Annotated in this window: 16 protein-coding genes; 9 read left to right on the top strand and 7 right to left on the bottom strand. The window is 61.4% G+C overall.

The window, feature by feature from the left end; all coding sequences use genetic code 11:
* Positions 1-62: 62 nt before the first annotated feature.
* Positions 63-500, bottom strand: a complete 438-nt coding sequence (locus J3P81_RS09020) for a hypothetical protein (protein WP_420764687.1) — start codon at positions 498-500, stop codon at positions 63-65.
* A 102-nt stretch (positions 501-602) separates the two neighbouring features.
* Between J3P81_RS09020 and J3P81_RS09015 the strand changes: the two genes are divergently transcribed.
* On the top strand, positions 603-1,043 hold the full coding sequence (locus tag J3P81_RS09015) for a universal stress protein (RefSeq protein WP_420764688.1): 441 nt from the start codon (positions 603-605) through the stop codon (positions 1,041-1,043).
* Positions 1,044-1,149: 106 nt separating this feature from the next.
* Here J3P81_RS09015 and J3P81_RS09010 read toward each other — a convergent pair whose 3' ends face one another.
* Complete coding sequence (locus J3P81_RS09010; RefSeq protein ID WP_420764689.1) at positions 1,150-3,069, bottom strand: ATP-binding cassette domain-containing protein; 1,920 nt, start codon at positions 3,067-3,069, stop codon at positions 1,150-1,152.
* A 215-nt stretch (positions 3,070-3,284) separates the two neighbouring features.
* Here J3P81_RS09010 and J3P81_RS09005 point away from each other — a divergent pair, with 215 nt between their 5' ends.
* On the top strand, positions 3,285-5,213 hold the full coding sequence (locus J3P81_RS09005) for a transglycosylase SLT domain-containing protein (RefSeq protein ID WP_434563274.1): 1,929 nt from the start codon (positions 3,285-3,287) through the stop codon (positions 5,211-5,213).
* A gap of 205 nt (positions 5,214-5,418) precedes the next feature.
* Here J3P81_RS09005 and J3P81_RS09000 read toward each other — a convergent pair whose 3' ends face one another.
* Complete coding sequence (locus tag J3P81_RS09000) at positions 5,419-7,230, bottom strand: ABC transporter transmembrane domain-containing protein (RefSeq protein WP_434563272.1); 1,812 nt, start codon at positions 7,228-7,230, stop codon at positions 5,419-5,421.
* Positions 7,231-7,448: 218 nt separating this feature from the next.
* Here J3P81_RS09000 and J3P81_RS08995 point away from each other — a divergent pair, with 218 nt between their 5' ends.
* Positions 7,449-7,628, top strand: a complete 180-nt coding sequence (locus J3P81_RS08995) for a PA1571 family protein (protein WP_003199629.1) — start codon at positions 7,449-7,451, stop codon at positions 7,626-7,628.
* Between the two features lie 62 nt (positions 7,629-7,690).
* On the opposite strand, the gene pdxB is transcribed toward J3P81_RS08995, so the two are convergent.
* Entirely contained in the window at positions 7,691-8,833 is a 1,143-nt protein-coding gene (gene pdxB, locus J3P81_RS08990; RefSeq protein ID WP_434563270.1) for a 4-phosphoerythronate dehydrogenase PdxB, read from the bottom strand.
* A gap of 290 nt (positions 8,834-9,123) precedes the next feature.
* Here pdxB and J3P81_RS08985 point away from each other — a divergent pair, with 290 nt between their 5' ends.
* The gene (locus tag J3P81_RS08985; RefSeq protein WP_434563268.1) at positions 9,124-10,527 is read left to right on the top strand and encodes an MATE family efflux transporter; all 1,404 of its coding nucleotides are present in this window, start codon (positions 9,124-9,126) and stop codon (positions 10,525-10,527) included.
* On the opposite strand, the gene tusA is transcribed toward J3P81_RS08985, so the two are convergent.
* A complete protein-coding gene (tusA, locus tag J3P81_RS08980) occupies positions 10,524-10,775 on the bottom strand; it encodes a sulfurtransferase TusA (RefSeq protein ID WP_420764694.1) in 252 nt (83 codons plus the stop codon). The genes J3P81_RS08985 and tusA overlap by 4 nt on opposite strands.
* A 187-nt stretch (positions 10,776-10,962) precedes the next feature.
* Positions 10,963-12,036, bottom strand: a complete 1,074-nt coding sequence (rlmM, locus tag J3P81_RS08975) for a 23S rRNA (cytidine(2498)-2'-O)-methyltransferase RlmM (protein WP_434563266.1) — start codon at positions 12,034-12,036, stop codon at positions 10,963-10,965.
* 172 nt (positions 12,037-12,208) lie between these two features.
* On the opposite strand from rlmM, the gene acnA reads away from it, so the two are divergent.
* The 3 genes from acnA (at position 12,209) to J3P81_RS08960 (ending at position 17,495) form a co-directional block, all read left to right on the top strand.
* On the top strand, positions 12,209-14,950 hold the full coding sequence (gene acnA / locus J3P81_RS08970) for an aconitate hydratase AcnA (RefSeq protein ID WP_434563264.1): 2,742 nt from the start codon (positions 12,209-12,211) through the stop codon (positions 14,948-14,950).
* 114 nt (positions 14,951-15,064) lie between these two features.
* Positions 15,065-15,853 (top strand): CPBP family intramembrane glutamic endopeptidase, encoded by a 789-nt coding sequence (locus J3P81_RS08965; protein WP_420764697.1) that lies wholly within the window; start codon positions 15,065-15,067, stop codon positions 15,851-15,853.
* 76 nt (positions 15,854-15,929) lie between these two features.
* The gene (locus tag J3P81_RS08960) at positions 15,930-17,495 is read left to right on the top strand and encodes a methyl-accepting chemotaxis protein (protein WP_420764698.1); all 1,566 of its coding nucleotides are present in this window, start codon (positions 15,930-15,932) and stop codon (positions 17,493-17,495) included.
* Positions 17,496-17,657: 162 nt separating this feature from the next.
* Here J3P81_RS08960 and J3P81_RS08955 read toward each other — a convergent pair whose 3' ends face one another.
* Positions 17,658-18,344 carry an alpha/beta family hydrolase gene (locus J3P81_RS08955; protein ID WP_434563262.1) on the bottom strand — a complete coding sequence of 229 codons (687 nt, stop codon included), beginning with the start codon at positions 18,342-18,344 and terminating at the stop codon, positions 17,658-17,660.
* Between the two features lie 96 nt (positions 18,345-18,440).
* On the opposite strand from J3P81_RS08955, the gene ccoN reads away from it, so the two are divergent.
* Positions 18,441-19,865 carry a cytochrome-c oxidase, cbb3-type subunit I gene (ccoN, locus tag J3P81_RS08950; protein WP_434563260.1) on the top strand — a complete coding sequence of 475 codons (1,425 nt, stop codon included), beginning with the start codon at positions 18,441-18,443 and terminating at the stop codon, positions 19,863-19,865.
* A gap of 10 nt (positions 19,866-19,875) precedes the next feature.
* Complete coding sequence (gene ccoO / locus J3P81_RS08945) at positions 19,876-20,484, top strand: cytochrome-c oxidase, cbb3-type subunit II (protein WP_181286923.1); 609 nt, start codon at positions 19,876-19,878, stop codon at positions 20,482-20,484.
* Positions 20,485-20,487 lie beyond the last annotated feature (3 nt).

Below are 20,487 nucleotides of genomic sequence, written 5' to 3'. Positions count from 1 at the left end.
AGAATGGTTTTACCGGCCTGCCTGGCCAACCCGCCCGATGATGCTGTCGGGCTTTTTTACGCTCAGGCCAACGCCTTTAATACGGCAGAAATGTCCTGCAAAACACTGGCTTCGCCTTTCTCTCCCCAATACAGGGCGATCATTTGCCGGTCGGCCTCGACCTTATAGACATTGGCTGGCAATGCTCGGAAGTGGCCGAGCAACGCTTCATCCTGGCACACCTCCTGCCATTGGTTGACCCACACCCCTGGAGCCTTTTGCCAATAACTCCAGCTGGCCGGCTGACTGCCCCGCCGGGCTCGGTGGTACTGCGCACAGGGGTTTGGTGGCTGCTGGCCAAGCCAATGGGGCCAGTCTTGCGGGGTCAATCGCATGGCCAGCCCGAGGCGTCGCGCCTCCATGCGAAGGGCTATACGCCCGCTCTGTGCGCGAGACGGTCGCAACCATGCCAGGGGGCTTAATACCACCAACAGGATTGACACCACTATCCAGACCGTCATATCTGTACTCCCGAATTCTGATGAGCCCATTGACCTGTATCGCCATCAATGCGCTTGAAACCAGCCATACTTACCGTATCGCCATTCTCTGGAGTGCTTTTCATGTACTACGAACACATCCTGGTCGCCGTCGACCTTACTGAAGAATGCGATCCCGTCGTCAAGCGAGCCCTCGCCCTTTGCGAAGGGCGGGACAACAAACTGTCGCTGGTGCATATCGTCGAGCCGATGGCGATGGCCTTCGGCGGTGACGTTCCGATGGATCTTTCCCAGTTGCAACAGCAGCAGTTCGACCAGGCCAAGGAACGCCTTGACCGATTGATCGTGAAATACCCTGCCTTGAAAAAGGAAAACAGCCACCTGACCTATGGCCAGCCGCGCCAGGAGATCCATCACCTGGCCAAGGAGCAAGGCTGCGACCTGATCGTGGTCGGCAGCCATGGCCGCCATGGCCTGGCGTTGCTGCTGGGCTCCACCGCCAACGACGTGCTGCATGGCGCGCCTTGCGATGTGCTGGCGGTGCACCTGGTCAAGCGCACCTGACCCTGGACCTTCGGGAGCGAGCAAGCTGGCTCCCACAAGGGATTGCGTTCAAATAAAAAAATCCCGGCGTTCATTGCTGAACGCCGGGAATCTTCTCAACAGCGGATCAAGCGTCCAGCTCAGCCCAACGCTCGACCAGCGCATCCAGCTCAGCCTGCAACTGTTCCAGATGCGCGATTACCTTGGCGGTTTCGGCCGCGGGACGCTGGTAGAAGCCGGCATCAGCCATCTCGGCCTCCACCGCGGCGATCTGCTGCTCCTTCGCGTCGATATCACCTGGCAAGGCTTCCAGTTCACGTTGCAGCTTGTAGCTGAGCTTTTTCTTGGTCGGAGCCGGTGCGGCAGCGGCGGCAACCGGCGCCGGCTCGGCCTTGACGACCGCGGAGTTCAAGTCGGCCTTGCCTGATTTGCTCTCAGTCACACCCAGCAGGCGCGGCGAGCCGCCTTGGCGTAGCCAATCCTGATAACCACCGACATATTCGCGAACCAGCCCCTCGCCTTCGAACACCAACGTGCTAGTGACCACGTTATCGAGGAAGGCCCGATCGTGGCTGACCATCAGCACAGTGCCGTTGAACGTCAACAACACTTCTTCCAGCAGCTCGAGGGTTTCCACGTCCAAGTCGTTGGTTGGTTCGTCGAGCACCAGCAGGTTCGCCGGCTTGCTGAACAACTTGGCCAGCAGCAGCCGTGCCCGCTCACCACCAGACAGCGCTTTCACCGGCGTACGGGCGCGCTGTGGGCTGAACAGGAAGTCGCCGAGGTAACTTAATACGTGGCGGCTCTGGCCATCGATTTCGATGAAGTCGCGGCCTTCGGCGACGTTGTCGATCACGGTTTTTTCCAAGTCCAACTGATGGCGCAACTGGTCGAAATAGGCGACGTCGATCTTTGTCCCCTCCTCCACTTTGCCGCTGGTCGGCACCAGGCCGCCAAGCATCAGCTTGAGCAGGGTCGTCTTGCCGGTACCGTTGGCGCCAAGCAGGCCGATCCGGTCACCGCGCTGCAGGACCATGGAGAAATCCTTGATCAGGAACGGGCCGCCCGGATGGGCGAAACTGACATCTTCCAGCACCATGACCTGCTTGCCCGACTTGTCGGCCGTCTCGAGCTGGATATTGGCCTTGCCGGTGCGCTCGCGACGTTCGCTACGCTCCACGCGCAATGCCTTGAGGGCGCGCACACGGCCTTCGTTACGAGTCCGTCGGGCCTTGATGCCCTGGCGGATCCACACTTCTTCCTGGGCCAGGCGCTTGTCGAACAAGGCGTTGGCGGTTTCTTCCGCCGCCAGCACCGCTTCCTTGTGCACCAGGAAACTGGCGTAGTCACCGTTCCAATCGATCAGGCCGCCACGATCCAGTTCGAGGATGCGGGTCGCCAGGTTCTGCAGGAAGGAACGGTCGTGCGTGATGAACAGAACCGCCCCTTGGAAATCCTTCAGCGCTTCTTCAAGCCAGGCGATGGCACCGATGTCCAGGTGGTTGGTCGGTTCGTCGAGTAGCAAAAGGTCTGGCTCGGACACGAGGGCCTGGGCCAGCAGGACCCGACGACGCCAGCCGCCGGACAGCTCGGCCAAGGTCTTGTCAGCCGGGAGTTGCAGGCGGCTCAAGGTGCTGTCGACCAATTGCTGCAGGCGCCAGCCATCACGGGCCTCGAGGTCGTGCTGCACATGCATCAGCTTGTCCAGGTCGGCATCGGTGACGATGTTCTGGCTCAGGTGGTGATATTCGGCCAGCAGCGCGCCGACACCGTCCAGGCCTTCGGCAACCACGTCGAACACGGTCCGCTCGTCGGCTACCGGCAGCTCTTGTGGCAGCTCGCCGATTTTCAGCCCGGGCGCACGCCAGACGGAGCCGTCATCGGGCTTCTGATCCCCCTTGACCAGCTTCATCATGCTGGACTTGCCAGTGCCGTTGCGGCCGATGATGCACACCCGCTCTCCACGGGCGATCTGCCAGGACACCTTGTCCAACAACGGCATCGCGCCGAAAGCAAGGGACACATCGCTGAATTTGAGCAGGGTCATGAGCTTCTCCAAAAACCGGGCGCGCATTCTACCTGAGAAGAGACCTCAAAAGTCCGTCAATTTCGTCGTCGAAGCACTCTGTACTACAAATGTTGCGAAGTTGTGCCAACAGTCCCGCAAAGCTTTCGCCGGTTGCTGGCAAAAGGCTAAGCTACAGGCAAGTTACCCTGGGTTTCTCCTTGGGCTTGTCATGTTTATCTTTGCCCGGACGTATCATGCGCAGTCGCCTTTTCAGTGTTTTATCTTGTTTGTTTGTATGTGCCACTGCCGTTCAAACCGCCCATGCGGTGGATATTTCCACCCAGCGCCAGTACTACGACGAGGCCAAGCGTGCTCTGGCCAAAGGCGATTCCGCTCCCTACTTTCGCTACAGCCAGGCCCTGCGCGATTATCCGCTGGAACCGTACCTGGCCTATGACGAACTGACTGCGCGACTCAAGAGCGCGAGCAACGCCGAAATCGAAAAATTCCTCGCCGAACATGGCGACCTGCCCCAGGCCAACTGGATGAAGTTGCGCTGGTTGCGCTGGTTGGCCGAACGTGGCGACTGGGCAACCTTCGTCAAGTATTACGATCCCAAGCTCAACTTCACCGAGCTGGATTGCCTCAACGCTCAATATCAACTGAGCCATGGCCTTAAGGCCGAAGGTTATGCCAACGCCGAGAAACTATGGCTTACCGGTAAATCCCAGCCGACGGCTTGCGACGCGCTGTTCGGCATGTGGGCCGCGCAAGGCCAGTTGACCGAGCAGAAACGCTGGGAGCGCGCGAAACTGGCGGCCCAGGCACGCAACTATCCGCTGGCCAATAGCCTGATCAGCGGCCTGACCACCCTTGCCCCCCGAGGCAAGCTGTTGGTTGACGTCGCGCAAAAGCCCGAACTGCTCAACCAGCCTTCGCGCTTCATGCCCGCCGATGAGCCCATGTCCGATGTCGTCAGTCTTGGGCTGCGCCGCCTGGCCCGCCAGGACCCGGAAAAAGCCATGTCATTGCTGGAGGGCTATGCCAGCACCATGCGTTTCTCTCGGGACGAGAAGGTCGCCATCGCCCGGGAAATCGGCCTGACCCTGGCCAAGCGCTTCGATAGCCGCGCCCTGGATGTCATGACCAAATATGACCCGGAGCTTCGGGACGACACCGTATCGGAGTGGCGCTTGCGCCTGCTCCTGCGCCTCGCCCGCTGGGACGACGCCTACCAACTGACCCGCCGCCTGCCCGAATCGCTGGCGAGCACCAATCGCTGGCGCTACTGGCAGGCCCGTAGCCTGGAACTGGCGCAGCCACAGAACCCCGAAGCGCTGACGCTCTACAAGCATCTGGCTCGCGAGCGTGATTTCTACGGTTTCCTGGCCGCCGACCGGTCCCAGTCACCGTATTCGCTGGTGAACAAGCCGCTACCCATGAGCCAGGCGCTGATCAACAAAGTCCGCAATACACCGGGCATACGCCGGGCGCTGGAATTCCACGCGCGTGGTCAAATCGTCGACGGACGCCGCGAGTGGTATCACGTCAGCCGTCATTTCAGCCGGGACGAAATGGTCGCCCAGGCGAAACTGGCCTACGACCTCAAGTGGTACTTCCCAGCCATCCGCACCATCAGCCAGGCCAAATACTGGGATGACTTGGATATCCGCTTCCCGATGGCCTACCGCGACACGCTGGTGCGAGAAGCCAAGATCCGCGGTTTGCACCCTAGCTGGGCGTTCGCCATCACCCGGCAGGAAAGTGCGTTCATGGACGACGCCCGCTCCGGTGTCGGCGCCAGCGGCCTCATGCAATTGATGCCGGCCACGGCCAAGGAAACCGCGCGCAAATTCAATATTCCCCTGGCATCACCGCAGCAAGTCTTCAACCCGGACAAGAATATCCAGCTGGGCGCGGCGTACCTGAGCCAGGTGCACAGCCAGTTCAACGGCAACCGCGTCCTCGCCTCCGCCGCCTACAACGCCGGCCCCGGTCGCGTGCGCCAATGGTTGCGCGGTGCAGACCACCTGAGCTTCGACGTCTGGGTCGAAAGCATCCCCTTCGACGAAACCCGCCAATACGTGCAGAACGTGTTGTCGTACTCGGTCATCTACGGCCAGAAGCTCAACTTGCCGCAACCGCTGGTGGACTGGCATGAGCGGTATTTTGATGATCAGTGAGTATTAGCGAGACGCTGTTCCTGAGAAGAAAAAATGCCCGCATCGAAAGATGCGGGCATTTTTGGTCGGCTACTTGGTCTGTTGCTGGACCTTGTGGGAGCGAGCTTGCTCGCGATGGCGTCGGCACCTTCAACATGGATGCAAGCTGACCCACCGCTATCGCGAGCAAGCTCGCTCCCACAGGGGATTCGTGTGGACGCTGCGCTCAGTCGGCTGCCGAGTCCAAGCCAACGTTGAACTGCAACGCTGCCAACCGCGCATACAGCGCATTGCTTGCAACCAGCTCCTGATGGCTACCCACGGCAACCACCTTGCCTTGGTCCATCACCGCAATCCGGTCGGCGTTTTTCACCGTGGCCAGGCGATGGGCGATGACCAGGGTGGTACGGTTCTTCATCAGGCTGGGCAAGGCTTGCTGGATCAGGTGTTCACTTTGCGCGTCGAGGGCGCTGGTGGCTTCGTCCAGTAGCAGGATTGGCGCGTCCACCAGCAGGGCCCGGGCGATCGCCAGGCGTTGGCGCTGGCCGCCGGACAGTCCAAGGCCGCCATCGCCCAGGTGGGTCTGGTAGCCGTCAGGCATTTTTTCTATGAAATCATGGGCGTGGGCAATCTGCGCAGCCTCGCGTACCTGCTCGAATGTTGCTTGGGGATTGCCGTAGCGAAGATTTTCTTCGACCGTGCCGAAAAACAGTGCCGGGTTTTGAGAAACCAGGGCGAAATGACGACGCAGGTCCAAAGGGTCGACCGAGGTCAACGGCACGTCGTCGATCAGGATCCGCCCTTGCACCGGATCGTAGAAGCGCAGCAGCAGGTCATACACCGTTGACTTGCCCGCGCCGGATGGCCCGACGAGGGCCAGGGTTTCGCCGGCCTTGATGCTCAGGTCGAGGCCATCGACCGCATAGCTGTCCGGTCGGGAGGGGTAGGAAAAACGCACGCCTTCAAGGCGCAAGTCACCCCGCACCCGCTCCGGCAACGTCACCAGCCCTGTGACCGGTGGCTGGATAATGTTCTGCGAACGCAGCAACTCGGCAATGCGTTCCGCGGCGCCCGCTGCCCGTTGCAGCTCGCCGATCACTTCGCTGAGGGTGCCAAAGGCGCTGCCAACGATCAGGCTGTAGAACACGAACGCCGCGAGCTCGCCGCCGGAAATCCGCCCGGCGATCACATCCATGCCGCCGACCCAGAGCATCACCCCTACCGCACCCAGCACCAGCACGATCACCAGGGTGATCAACCAGGCCCGCTGGGCGATGCGCTTGCGGGCGGTGTCGAAGGCTTGCTCCACCGTCACGGAAAAACGCTGTTCATCCTGAACCTGGTGGTTGTAGGCCTGCACGGTCTTGATCTGGCCGAGGGTTTCGGAGACGTAGCTGCCGACGTCGGCGATGCGGTCCTGGCTCTGGCGCGACAAGCTGCGCACCCGTCGCCCGAACACCAGGATCGGCGCCAGGACCAATGGCAGGGCAATGACCACGATACTGGTCAACTTGGGGTTGGTGACAAACAGCAGCACGATGCCGCCAATCACCATCAAGGCGTTGCGCAGGAACAACGACAGCGACGAACCAATCACCGATTGCAGCAGAGTCGTATCGGCGGTCAGGCGTGACTGGATTTCCGAACTGCGATTGTTCTCGTAGAAGCCCGGGTGCAGATACACCAGGTGATTGAAGACCTGCCGCCGAATATCGGCCACCACCCGCTCACCGATCCATGACACGAGATAAAAGCGTGCAAACGTACCGATAGCCAGGCCCACCACCAGCACCATGAACAGGCCAATGGACTGATTGAGCAGATGCGGCGAACGGGTCATGAAGCCTTGGTCCACCAGCAGGCGGATCCCTTGGCCCATGGACAACGTGATACCGGCCGTGACAATCAGGGCCAGCAAAGCACCGGCGACCTGTTTGCGGTAAGGGGCGATGAAGCCGCTGGCCAGGCGTATTGCGCGGCGATGTCGTGAAGAAAGCATCGAGAGTGTCCGATAATGCAACAGGAAAAGATTGGCCATCAGTACCGAAACGCAGCGGAACCAAGTGGAATCGAAATGAGTCAGGTTAAATATGACCGCCGAGACTAATGCCTAGATGTTATCGGTCTAACGTCTGGCTGGAAACGCGAGTGTGTTTCTGGTTGAGTGGAGCTGTCGTCATGGACCTTCAAGGAGTGTCATGGCTCGGTCACCTGACGACATTACGATAGGCACGCAACCTGATGAGGAGACAGGCCATGTCCTTGCAACACAGCAGCGACGACAAGATTCAAGTAATCCGCACGCAACCGGACCAGTCCCTGGGCTGCTCGTTCATCGATGCCCAAGGGCGCGAAGTACCGATCACCGAAGACATGATCCAGAAAGCCTGCAGCGAGCTGGAGAAACGACTGGTCAAACCTGCCGAACAAAAGTGATACAGCCCGTCTTCAATTGAACCCGACCTTGATGTCGGGTTTTTTATGCCTGTTCACCGGGCTTAAACGATAGTAGCTCCCAGGGCCGTCACGATCTGCTGCAAGGCCGTCGACTGCCCTTCGATACGCACCTTCAAGCTGTCGATCTCCCGGCGTGGCGGGTAATGCTTGCGCAACGCATCAAACGCACTGCGCTGCTCACCCACCGTACCGATCAAGCTGCGGCGAAAATCCGCATCGTCGCGGCGCGGGTCGTACACGCTCCGGCACAACACCGCCAGCGCCCAGGCCGGGTCGGTATCGGCATCCAGCGTGATGCCCCCGAGCCAAGGCCGGGGTAACAAGTCGGCCAGATCGACTTCGGCGGGCCGCCCAAGAAAATCGCACAGGGCCTGGTAGATCTGCGCCGTGCCGCGCTGGCGACCGTCAAGGCTGTAGCCGGCAATGTGCGGGGTGGCGATCACGCAGAGGTCGGCCAGGTCCACGTCCACCGTCGGCTCCTGCTCCCAGACATCAAGCACCGCCTGGAGGTCTTCGCGCTCCAACAGCACCTCGCGCAACGCCGAGTTATCGATGACCGGGCCGCGCGCGGCGTTGATCAGCCAGGTGCCAGGCTTCAGGCTGTTCAAGCGATGCTCATCAAAAAGGTGCCAAGTCACGTGCTCACCCGTGCGAGCCAATGGCGTGTGCAGGCTGATGACGTCGCATTCCTCGATGATCTGCTCCAGGCTCACGTAGTCGCCGCCTTCGGCAGCGTGGCGAGGCGGGTCGCAGACTTTCACAGCCCAGCCCAGGCCCTTGAGCACCTCGATCAACCGCCCACCTACCTGCCCCGCGCCGACCACGCCAAACGTGCGCTGCGCAAGATCCGCGCCTTCGATCTCAGCCAGGGCCATAAGGCTGCCCAGTACGTAATCCACCACGCCACGGGCATTGCAGCCAGGCGCGCTGGCCCAGCGGATGCCGGCCTCGGCAAAATAATCCAGGTCCAGGTGATCAGTGCCAATGGTGCAAGTGCCGACGAAGCGCACCTTGCTGCCTTCCAGCAGGGCTCGATTGACCTGGCTGACCGACCGTACCAACAGCACATCGGCCTGCTCTACCAATGCTCGGTCAATGCCCCGCCCCGGCACCCGGCGGATCTCACCGAAACCTTGGAAAAATGCATCGAGCAGGGGAATGTTTTCGTCGGCGACGATCAGCATGGCAGAGCTCCTTTGGCGGGACGGGCAGTGTAGGCGTTCCTCGCCTCGATGGGCCAGCCCATTACTTCAGTGAACCCGTTTGTGGCGAGGAAGCTTGCTCCCGCTGGCCTGCGAAGCGGGTCCAAAAGCAGGCGACTGCTGCGCAGTCGAGCGGGAGCAGGTTCCCTCGCAACAAGCATTCGTACGACTAAGCGAGCGATTACAAATCCACAACACAGGTTTTTTCCTGACCACTGCGTCAAGGCGTAGAATCCGCCGCCTTGCGTTTATCTTTTTCGGATGCTTGCCTCGTGAATCCTGCAATCGACACTCCTTCCGTCCTCTCTCGCCCCGCCCGGGTTCGCCTGGAGCTCAAGACGCTGCTCGCCCTCGCCTTGCCGATCATGGTGGCGCAATTGGCGACCACTGCCATGGGTTTTGTCGATGCGGTGATGGCCGGACGGGTCGGCCCGCGGGACCTCGCCGCGGTGGCGCTGGGTAATTCGATCTGGGTGCCGGTATTCCTGTTGATGACCGGCACGCTGCTGGCCACTACGCCAAAAGTTGCCCAGCGTTTCGGGGCCGGCACGTTCGAACAGATTGGCCCCTTGGTGCGCCAGGCATTGTGGTTGGCCCTCGCGGTGGGGCTGGTCGCGACATTGGCGCTGTTCAGCGCCGAGCCGATCCTGCATGTGATGCACGTCGATCCCGAATTGATCGGCCCTTGCATGGAATACCTGCGGGGTATAGGCACCGGGCTCCCGGCAGTGGCGCTCTATTACGTGCTGCGCTGTTTCAGCGACGGCCTGGGGCGCACGCGACCGGCCATGGTGCTGGGGCTGTGCGGACTGGCGCTGAACATTCCGCTCAATTACATCTTCATCTACGGGCACCTGGGCGTCCCGGCCATGGGCGGGGTTGGCTGCGGCTGGGCCACCGCCATCGTGATGTGGTTCATGGCAGCGGGCATGGCGATCTGGACGTATCGGGCCCCAATCTATCAATCGAGCCGTCTGTTCGCCCGTTTCGACTGGCCGCAATGGTCGATGATCAAGCGCCTGCTGGGCATTGGCCTGCCGATTGGCATCGCGGTGTTTGCCGAGTCGAGCATCTTTGCGGTGATCGCCCTGCTGATCGGCAGCCTCGGCGCCACGGTGGTGGCCGGGCACCAGATCGCGCTGAACTTCAGCTCGCTGGTGTTCATGATCCCCTACTCCCTGGGCATGGCCGTGACGGTACGGGTAGGCCAGGCGCTGGGGCGTGGCCAGCCTCGAGAGGCGCGCTTCGCCGCGGGCGTCGGCATGGGCACGGCTCTGGCGTACGCGTGCCTGTCAGCGAGCGTGATGTTCGCGCTGCGCGGCCCCATCGCAGCGATCTACACAGCCGATCCGCGGGTGATCGAGGTCGCATCGATGCTGATCGTCTACGCGGCGCTGTTCCAGTTTTCCGATGCGATCCAGGTCACGGCGGCCGGCGCATTGCGCGGCTACCAGGACACCCGGGTGACGATGATCCTGACGCTCTTCGCTTACTGGGGCATCGGCTTGCCGGTGGGTTACGCCCTGGGCCTGACCGACAGGCTCGGCACCGCCAGTGGCCCAAGCGGATTATGGCAAGGCTTGATCGTGGGGTTGAGCTGCGCGGCGCTGATGCTGTCGATTCGCCTGGCACGCAGCGCGCGAGGGCAGATCCGCATCAGCCGTGCGACGGGTTAGGCGAGTTTCTTGCGGATCCAGTAGAGGTAGGTGCCGGCGTCCTCTTGCTGGGCCACCAGCTCGTGGTCCAGAAACACGCAGAACTTAGGGATGTCGCGGCGAGTCGAGGGGTCGGTGGCGATGACTTTGAGCAGGCCACCTGGGGCCAGGTCGCGGATATGCTGGTGCAACATCATTACCGGTTCCGGGCAATTCAGACCAGTGGCATCCAGCGTGCCGTCGATTGGCGCATCGTTCATTTCACTCATGATCTACTCCTGAAACTGGCGGGCATTGTCGCGCAATGTCGGCGTTCGGTCACCCCTGGTTCAACACTGCACCCTGTGGGAGCGAGCTTGCTCGCGATGGCGCCAGCACATCCAATATCGATGCAAACTGACCCACCGCTATCGCGAGCAAGCTCGCTCCCACAAGGGCTTCATTGGCTTTCGAGGACTAACGGGACTTCGTTTTTTTGGTGTCCAACCGCCGCAGATGACACGTCACCTCCTCTCGGTCGTGGTACAGCTGCTTGCAGCCGATCTCGACCTGGATGCCCCGGGCCTTGAAACCCTCGGCGATGCGTTCGAGCAGGCGTTTCACCTCGGCGTAACGCTGTTTCATCGGCAACTTGAGGTTGACCACGGCCTCGCGGCAATGGCCCTCGCCGATCCACTCTTCCAGCATCGCCGCGTTGCGCGCCGGTTTCTCGACGATGTCGCAGACCATCCAGTCCACCGGCTGCCTGGGCTTGAACGTGAATCCGTCCGCCATCAAGTGCTGCACCAGGCCGGTGTCCATCAGGCTTTCGGCCATTGGGCCATTGTCGATGGCCGTCACCAGCATGCCACGGTTGACCAATTGCCACGTCCAGCCACCCGGCGCCGCACCGAGGTCCACACCGGTCATGTCGCTGTGCAGGCGTTCGTCCCACTGGTCCCGAGGAATGAAATGGTGCCAGGCCTCCTCGAGCTTGAGTGTGGAGCGGCTCGGCGCGTCCCGGGGGAACTTCAGACGCGGGATACCCATCGGCCACATCGCTGAGTTATCCGCCTCAGCCAGGCCAAGGAAGACTTCACGACCGCTCTTGAAGGTCAACAGCAGGCGCGGCTTGCGCGGGTCGTCCAGCAGTTTCCCTGCCCCGCCCAAGGCCTTGCGCAGCGGGCCTTCGAACTTTTTGCAGAAGTTCGACAGTTCCTTGCCGTCGTTCGTGTCAACCACCTCCAGCCACAGGCTGCCACACGTCGGGAAGGCCGCCATGTGGGTCAGGATGACGCTGATTCGGTCGGTCTCAGGCAATTCGATGAACGTGCCACGCGCCCACTGCCGAGGAAAAATCAGATCGGCGAAACGTTGCCCGCGCATCAACCGCTCGGCGCCGTCCTCTTCGGTACAGACAAATTCGGCGCAGGCGCTGGCCGGCTTGGCCTTGGCGTACCCGGCGACGTTGAGCCGGGCCGCGTGTTCGGCAATCTCGGAACAGACCTCGCCTTCGAAGCCCGGCCGGCAGTGCATGAAAAGCGTGTTCATTGAAACTCCGTAGCAAAGCCTGTCACGAAAACCGGCGCATGATAGCGGAGTTCGGAACCGCGAACCTTGCTATACAGTCCAGTGATTAGTCATACGTTCAAAACAGGGCTAGGTTAAAGGCTCTGTCCGTTCCGTCAGTCCGTAGCCGTGCGGACTCAAAGGAGTGATTTCAATGCCGTCCATCGATAGCCTGAAAACCCTTAAAACATTGCAAGTCGACGCCAGGACCTACCATTATTTCAGCCTGCCGGACGCAGCGCGAAGCCTGGGCGACCTAGACAAGTTGCCGATGTCCCTCAAGGTTCTGCTGGAAAACCTGTTGCGCTGGGAAGATGACAAAACCGTCACCGGCACCGACCTCAAGGCGCTGGCCGGCTGGCTCAAGGAGCGCCGTTCCGACCGCGAGATTCAATACCGCCCGGCCCGGGTGCTGATGCAGGACTTCACCGGCGTCCCCGCCGTGGTCGACCTGGCGGCCATGCGCGCAGCGGTGGAAAAGGCCGGCGGCGATCCGCAGAGGATCAATCCGCTGTCACCCGTCGACCTGGTCATCGACCACTCGGTGATGGTGGACAAGTTCGCCAGCCAACAGGCCTTCGAGCAGAACGTCGACATCGAGATGCAGCGCAACGGCGAACGCTACGCCTTCCTGCGTTGGGGCCAGAGCGCGTTCGACAACTTCAGCGTGGTGCCACCGGGCACCGGCATCTGCCACCAGGTCAACCTTGAATACCTGGGCCGCACCGTATGGACCAAAGAGGAAGACGGTCGTCTCTACGCCTTCCCCGACACCCTGGTCGGCACCGACTCCCACACCACCATGATCAATGGCCTGGGCGTGCTCGGCTGGGGCGTCGGCGGTATCGAAGCGGAAGCGGCGATGCTCGGCCAACCGGTATCGATGCTGATTCCGGAAGTCATCGGCTTCAAACTCGTCGGCAAACTGCGCGAAGGCATCACCGCCACCGACCTGGTGCTGACCGTCACGCAGATGCTGCGCAAGAAAGGCGTGGTGGGCAAATTCGTCGAGTTCTATGGCGACGGTCTAGCCGACCTGCCATTGGCCGATCGCGCCACCATCGCCAACATGGCCCCGGAGTACGGCGCCACCTGCGGCTTCTTCCCCGTGGACGATGTGACGTTGGACTACCTGCGCCTGTCCGGCCGTCCGACGGAAACCGTGAAACTGGTGGAAGCCTACTGCAAGGCCCAGGGACTGTGGCGGTTGCCAGGGCAGGAACCGGTTTTCACCGACACGCTGGAACTGGACATGGGCAGTGTCGAAGCCAGCCTCGCCGGCCCCAAGCGTCCCCAGGACCGGGTGTCGCTGCCGAATGTCGGCCAGGCCTTCAGCGACTTCCTGGGCCTTCAGATAAAGCCCACCAGCAAAGAAGAAGGTCGCCTCGAAAGCGAAGGCGGCGGCGGTGTCGCGGTGGGCAACGCCGACCAGGTGGGCGAAGCGGAATATGAATTCGAAGGCCAGACCCACCGCCTGAAGAACGGCGCCGTGGTCATCGCGGCGATTACGTCCTGTACCAACACCTCCAACCCCAGCGTGATGATGGCCGCCGGATTGCTTGCAAAAAAAGCCGTGGAAAAAGGCCTGGCCCGCAAGCCTTGGGTGAAGAGTTCCCTGGCACCGGGCTCGAAAGTGGTGACCGACTACTACAAGGCCGCCGGCCTGACCGAATACCTCGATAAACTCGGTTTCGACCTGGTGGGCTATGGTTGCACGACGTGTATCGGCAATTCAGGCCCGCTGCCCGATCCGATTGAAAAAGCCATCCAGAAAGCCGACCTGTCCGTGGCGTCCGTGCTGTCGGGTAACCGCAACTTCGAGGGACGGGTGCATCCTTTGGTGAAAACCAACTGGCTGGCCTCACCGCCACTGGTGGTCGCCTATGCCCTGGCCGGCACCGTGCGCATCGACATCAGCAGCGAACCGCTGGGCAACGACCGCGAAGGCAATCCGGTGTACCTGCGGGACATCTGGCCGAGCAGCAAGGAAGTGGCCGACGCGGTGGCTCAAGTGGACACAAGCATGTTCCACAAGGAATATGCCGCCGTGTTTGCCGGCGACGAGCAATGGCAAGCGATCGAGGTTCCACAAGCCGCGACCTACGTCTGGCAATCGGACTCCACGTACATCCAGCATCCACCGTTCTTCGACGATATTGGCGGGCCTCCACCCGTGGTCAAAAACGTTGAGGGTGCGCGGGTCCTCGCTCTGCTGGGAGACTCGGTGACCACGGACCACATCTCCCCCGCCGGCAACATCAAGGCGGACAGCCCGGCCGGTCGCTACCTGCGCGAACAGGGCGTCGAGCCACGGGACTTCAACTCCTACGGTTCGCGACGGGGCAATCACCAGGTCATGATGCGAGGCACCTTCGCCAACATCCGCATCCGCAACGAAATGCTCGGCGGCGAGGAAGGCGGCAATACGATCTATATCCCCAACGGCGAACGCATGTCGATCTACGATGCCGCGATGTTGTACCAGGCCACCGGCACGCCATTGGTGGTGATCGCGGGCCAGGAATACGGCACGGGGTCAAGTCGAGACTGGGCGGCCAAGGGTACGAACCTGCTGGGAGTCAAGGCCGTTATCGCCGAAAGCTTCGAGCGTATCCACCGCTCTAACCTGGTGGGCATGGGCGTGCTGCCGTTGCAATTCAAGCTCGATCAGAATCGCAAGAGCCTGAACCTCACCGGCAGGGAAACTTTGGACATCCTCGGTTTGAGCGACACCGAGCTGACGCCACGCATGAACCTGCCCGTGGTCATTACCCGCGAAGACGGTAGCCAGGAACGGATTGAAGTGTTGTGCCGGATCGACACCTTGAATGAAGTGGAATATTTCAAGGCCGGTGGCATCCTGCACTTTGTCCTACGGCAATTGATTGCAGGATAAAAAGAACGTCCTACGAAAACACCGCCTCAGATAGGCGGTGTTTTTGTATGGGCCTGCCTATAATCCCCGCCGGCTCTGCGAGCTTCGCCCGTTTTCCAGCCCCAAGGATTCGACATGCCCGCCCTACCCTGGCCCTACCTGGCCCTTCTCTCGATCGGCTATGGCTTCGCCCTGGTCTATGGCCACCTGGCCTGGACAGCGGCTATTTCGGTCGCGCTGCTGCTGTTCGCCGGGTATGCCGTTCGCCAGCGGCAGACGCCGGTCGGGCAGTTCCTCGGGCATTGCCTGTTCGCGGTGCTCGCGGTCGCGCTGGCCCTGCACTGGATGCCAGGCTTCTTCAACGGCAGGGCCATCGCGGCACAACGTTTTACCGATGATGCCGTGCGATTCGCCATGTACCTGAACCAGGACAAGCCACTGATCGGCTTCTGGTTGCTGCTGTTCTGCCCATGGATCATCGGGCGGCGCCCGTTTCGCTTGTCTGTCTATGCCACGGCCCTGGGCATGTGCATCAGTACGATCCTGGCCCTGGGCGGGGCCATGCTGCTGGGCATGATCAACTGGGCGCCTAAATGGCCAGACTCGGCCTGGCTGTGGGTCCTGAATAATCTTCTTCTGGTGACGTTGGTGGAGGAAGCGTTGTTTCGTGGCTATATCCAGGGAGGCCTGAGCCGGCGCTTTCAACACTTGCGCCATGGCGACAACCTCGCGTTACTGCTGGCCTCGCTGGTGTTCGGCCTGGTGCATGCCGGCGCCGGTTGGGAATGGGTGCTGCTGTCGGGGCTGGCCGGGATCGGTTACGGCCTGGCCTATCGATTGGGTGGCCTGGGTGCAGCGATAGCCACGCATTTTGGCCTCAACCTGCTTCACTTCACCCTGTTTACCTACCCGATGCTGGCGTGACACCGCCGGGAAGAATTATTTCAACAAAAAGCTGACGGTGCCGACAACCTTTCAAAGCCTTGCGGACTACCACACCATGCGTAACAACCAGCCTATTACACAACGCGAAAGGACCTTCCCGGCCCAGCAACGACTTATTTCCACCACCAACGCCAAGGGTGTGATTACCTACTGCAACGATGCTTTCATCGACATCAGTGGTTTTACAAAGGAACAATTGATCCATTCGCCGCACAACCTGGTGCGCCATCCCGACGTTCCGTCGGCCGTGTTCACCCACATGTGGAACACGTTGAAACAAGGCTTGCCATGGATGGGCATCGTCAAGAATCGCTGCCAGAACGGTGATCACTACTGGGTCAACGCCTACGTCACGCCCGTGTTCGAAGGCAATCAGGTCGTAGGCTATGAATCGGTACGGGTCAAACCCACCGCTGAGCAGATTACCCGAGCTGAAGCCCTTTATAAGCGCCTCAACCAAGGCAAATCCGCAGTGCCGGGCAGCGATAAATGGCTGCCGATGCTGCAGGACTGGCTGCCGTTCATCCTGGTCAGCCAGTTGAGTTTCGTTGTCGGCGCTTTTTTCACCTCTTCCTGGGGTTTTGCCCTCGCCGGCCTGCTGTCGGTGCCGTTGGGACTGCTGGGCCTGCAGTGGCAGCAACGCGGTATCAAGCGCCTGCTGCGCCTGGCCGAACAAACCACCTCGGACCCGTTGATCGCACGGATGTTCACCGATAGCCGCGGCGTCCAGGCACGCCTGGAGATGTCGATCCTGAGCCAGGAAGCCCGCCTCAAAACCTGCCTGACCCGCCTGCAGGATACTGCCGAGCACCTGAACGGCCAGGCGCGCCAATCCAGCGCGTTGGCCCACGACAGCTCCAGCGGCCTGGAGCGCCAGCGGGTGGAAACCGAACAAGTGGCCACCGCCATCAACCAGATGGCCGCGACCACCCAGGAAGTCGCCAGCCACGTGCAGCGCACCGCCGACGCCACCCAAGAGGCCAATCGCCTGACGGGACGCGGTCGCGACATTGCAGGCGAAACCCGCGAGGCCATCGAGCGACTGTCGGTCGTCGTGGGCGAGACCGGGCAGACCGTGACCCAGTTGGCCAAGGACAGCGACGAAATCGGTGGCGTGGTTGACGTGATCAAGGGCATCGCCGACCAGACCAACCTGCTGGCCCTCAACGCCGCCATCGAAGCGGCCCGCGCCGGCGAGATGGGACGCGGGTTTGCCGTCGTCGCCGATGAAGTGCGGCAATTGGCCCAACGCACCAGCGAGTCCACTGGGCAGATCCATGCCTTGATCGCCAAACTGCAACAGACCGCCACCAACGCCGTGCAGACCATGGACGCCGGTCATCGCCAGGCTGAAGAAGGCGTTGCGCGGGTCATGGAAGCCGACCAGGCACTGGCGGGGATCAGCGAAGCGGTGGCACACATCACCGACATGACCACTCAGATCGCCGCCGCGACCGAGGAACAAAGTTCGGTGGCCGAGGAAATCAGCCGCAACATCAGTAACATCTCGGAACTGGCCGACCAGACCTCTGGGCAGGCCCACAGCTCGGCGCTGCTAAGCGAAGAACTGACCCGCACGGCCAACACGCAGTATTCGTTGGTGGAGCGGTTCAACCGCTGAGTTCAATTGGCGAACCAAAGGCCCGGACAGCGAAAGCTTCCGGGTTTTTGTCGTCTGGCAGGCCGCTATCGCGAGCAAGCTCGCTCCCACAGGGGTTCCCGGTGGTTATTCAACCTGGTTCCAATGTGGGACCGAGCTTGGCCGGGGCAAACTGCCGAGAACTTACCGGAGAAATCCGACTACCTTGCGCGCCGCCGCCTCCAAATGCTGCTCATGACTAAACCCCGACGCCTTCAACGGTTTCAGATCATGATCCGCCGCCACCAGCCACATGACCTCGATGCCCGGTGACAACGTGTAGCCCTGCACCGCCTCCCGATTGCCCAACGCATCCCGCTCACCCTGGACGATCAAGGTTCGGGTCTTCAACGTTGCCAAGTGCTCGACCCGCGGTTTCTCCGGTTTGCCTACCGCGTAGAAGGGATAGCCCAGGCATACCAGCGCATCGGCGCCCAGCTCATCGGCCACCAAACTAGCCATGCGCCCGCCCATGGACTTGCCGCCAATGGCCAGCCGCCCAGCGACATAAGGCCGCACGGTGGCGTACACCTCTCGCCAGCATTCCAGCAGCTTTGGCGCAGGGTTCGGTGGACGCTTGCCGCCGTCCACGCGCCGCTGGGCCATGTAGGGAAACTCGAAGCGCAACACATTGACGCCCTGTGCGCCTAGGCGGCTGGCCATTTGCGCCATGAAACCGCTGTCCATCGGTGCGCCGGCGCCATGGGCCAGGATCAGGGTCGGCGACTCGGCGCCAGCACCTGGCTTGGCGGCCGTCCACAGCCAACCATGTTCCGCCACGCATCGCGCCCATTGATCCTCGTCAATACTGGCCTTGTGCTGTTTGTCCATGCTTGCCTCGCTTTTAGTCTGCCTATAACTCCAGGCGAAGAACGCCGCACTGCCTTGCGCAGGCACTCACTTCGACTGAACCGTGGATGGGGAACCATGAACACTTCTATCAGTACCGCCTACAACTACAAGGTGGTCCGCCAATTCGCCATTATGACGGTGGTGTGGGGCATCGTCGGCATGGGGCTCGGGGTTTTTCTCGCGGCCCAGTTGGTCTGGCCGCAGCTCAACTTCGATTTGCCCTGGACCAGCTTCGGCCGCCTGCGCCCGTTGCACACCAATGCGGTGATCTTTGCCTTCGGCGGTTGCGCGTTGTTTGCGAGTTCGTTTTATTCAGTGCAGCGCACCTGCCAGACAACGTTGTTCGCGCCGAAAATCGCCGCATTCTGCTTTTGGGGCTGGCAGCTTGTGATCCTGCTGGCGGCCATCAGCCTGCCGCTGGGCTACACCAGTTCCAAGGAATACGCCGAATTGGAATGGCCGATCGACATTCTGATCACCATCGTCTGGGTGGCCTACGCCATCGTATTCTTCGGCACCGTGGCCAAGCGTAGGACCAAGCACATCTACGTCGGCAACTGGTTCTTCGGCGGGTTCATCTTGACCGTGGCGATCCTGCACATCGTCAACAACCTGGAATTGCCGGTGAGCCTGACCAAATCCTATTCGGTGTATGCCGGGGCCACCGATGCGATGGTGCAATGGTGGTACGGCCACAACGCCGTAGGCTTTTTCCTCACCGCAGGCTTCCTGGGGATGATGTATTACTTCGTGCCGAAACAGGCCGAGCGTCCGGTGTATTCGTATCGTCTGTCCATTGTCCACTTCTGGGCGCTCATCACGTTGTATATCTGGGCCGGCCCGCACCACCTGCACTACACCGCGCTGCCGGATTGGGCGCAATCGCTGGGGATGGTGATGTCGCTAATCCTGCTGGCGCCAAGCTGGGGCGGCATGATCAACGGCATGATGACCCTCTCGGGCGCCTGGCATAAATTGCGCAGCGACCCGATCCTGCGCTTTCTGGTGGTGTCCCTGGCGTTCTATGGCATGTCGACCTTCGAAGGGCCGATGATGGCGATCAAGACCGTCAACGCCCTCTCCCACTACACCGACTGGACCATCGGCCACGTACACGCCGGCGCACTGGGCTGGGTGGCGATGATTTCCATCGGCGCGCTGTACCACATGATCCCCAAAGTCTTCGGCCGCACGCAGATGCACAGTATCGGCCTGATCAACGCGCACTTCTGGCTCGCAACCATCGGCACCGTTTTGTACATCGCCTCGATGTGGGTCAACGGCATTGCCCAGGGCCTGATGTGGCGTGCGGTGAACGAAGACGGCACGCTCACCTACTCCTTCGTCGAAACCCTGGTGGCCAGCCACCCAGGCTTCATCGTGCGGCTGGTAGGCGGGGCGATCTTCCTCAGCGGCATGTTGCTGATGGCCTACAACACCTGGCGCACCGTGCGGGCCTCTCAGCCTGCCGAAGCCACCGTTGCCGCGCAGATGGCTTGAGGAGTCCGCGATGAAACACGAAACAATCGAAAAAAACGTCGGCCTGCTGATGCTGCTGATGGTCCTGGCCGTGAGTATCGGGGGCTTGACCCAGATCGTGCCGCTGTTCTTCCAGGACGTGACCAATAAACCGGTGGACGGCATGAAACCCTACACCGCCCTGCAGTTGGAAGGCCGCGACATTTACATCCGCGAAGGCTGCGTCGGCTGCCACTCGCAGATGATTCGTCCGTTTCGCGCCGAGACCGAGCGCTACGGCCACTACTCGGTGGCCGGCGAAAGCGTCTGGGATCACCCGTTCCTTTGGGGCTCCAAGCGCACTGGCCCGGACCTGGCCCGGGTCGGCGCGCGTTACTCCGATGATTGGCATCGCGCGCACTTGTACAACCCGCGCAACGTCGTGCCCGAATCGAAAATGCCGGCCTACCCGTGGCTCGTCACCCAAGCCGTCGACAGCAGCCACACCGAAGGCAAGCTGCGCGCCATGCGCACCCTCGGCGTGCCGTACACCGACGATGACATCGCAGGCGCGACGGCCACGCTCAAGGGCAAGACCGAAATGGATGCGCTGGTGGCCTACCTGCAAGTGCTTGGCACCGCCATCAAGAGCAAGAGGTGAGCC

This window comes from Pseudomonas sp. R1-6 (assembly GCF_051132115.1).
Classification (GTDB): domain Bacteria; phylum Pseudomonadota; class Gammaproteobacteria; order Pseudomonadales; family Pseudomonadaceae; genus Aquipseudomonas.
Note: the sequence above shows the minus strand (reverse complement) of the source record. Positions and strands in the feature narration are given on the sequence as shown.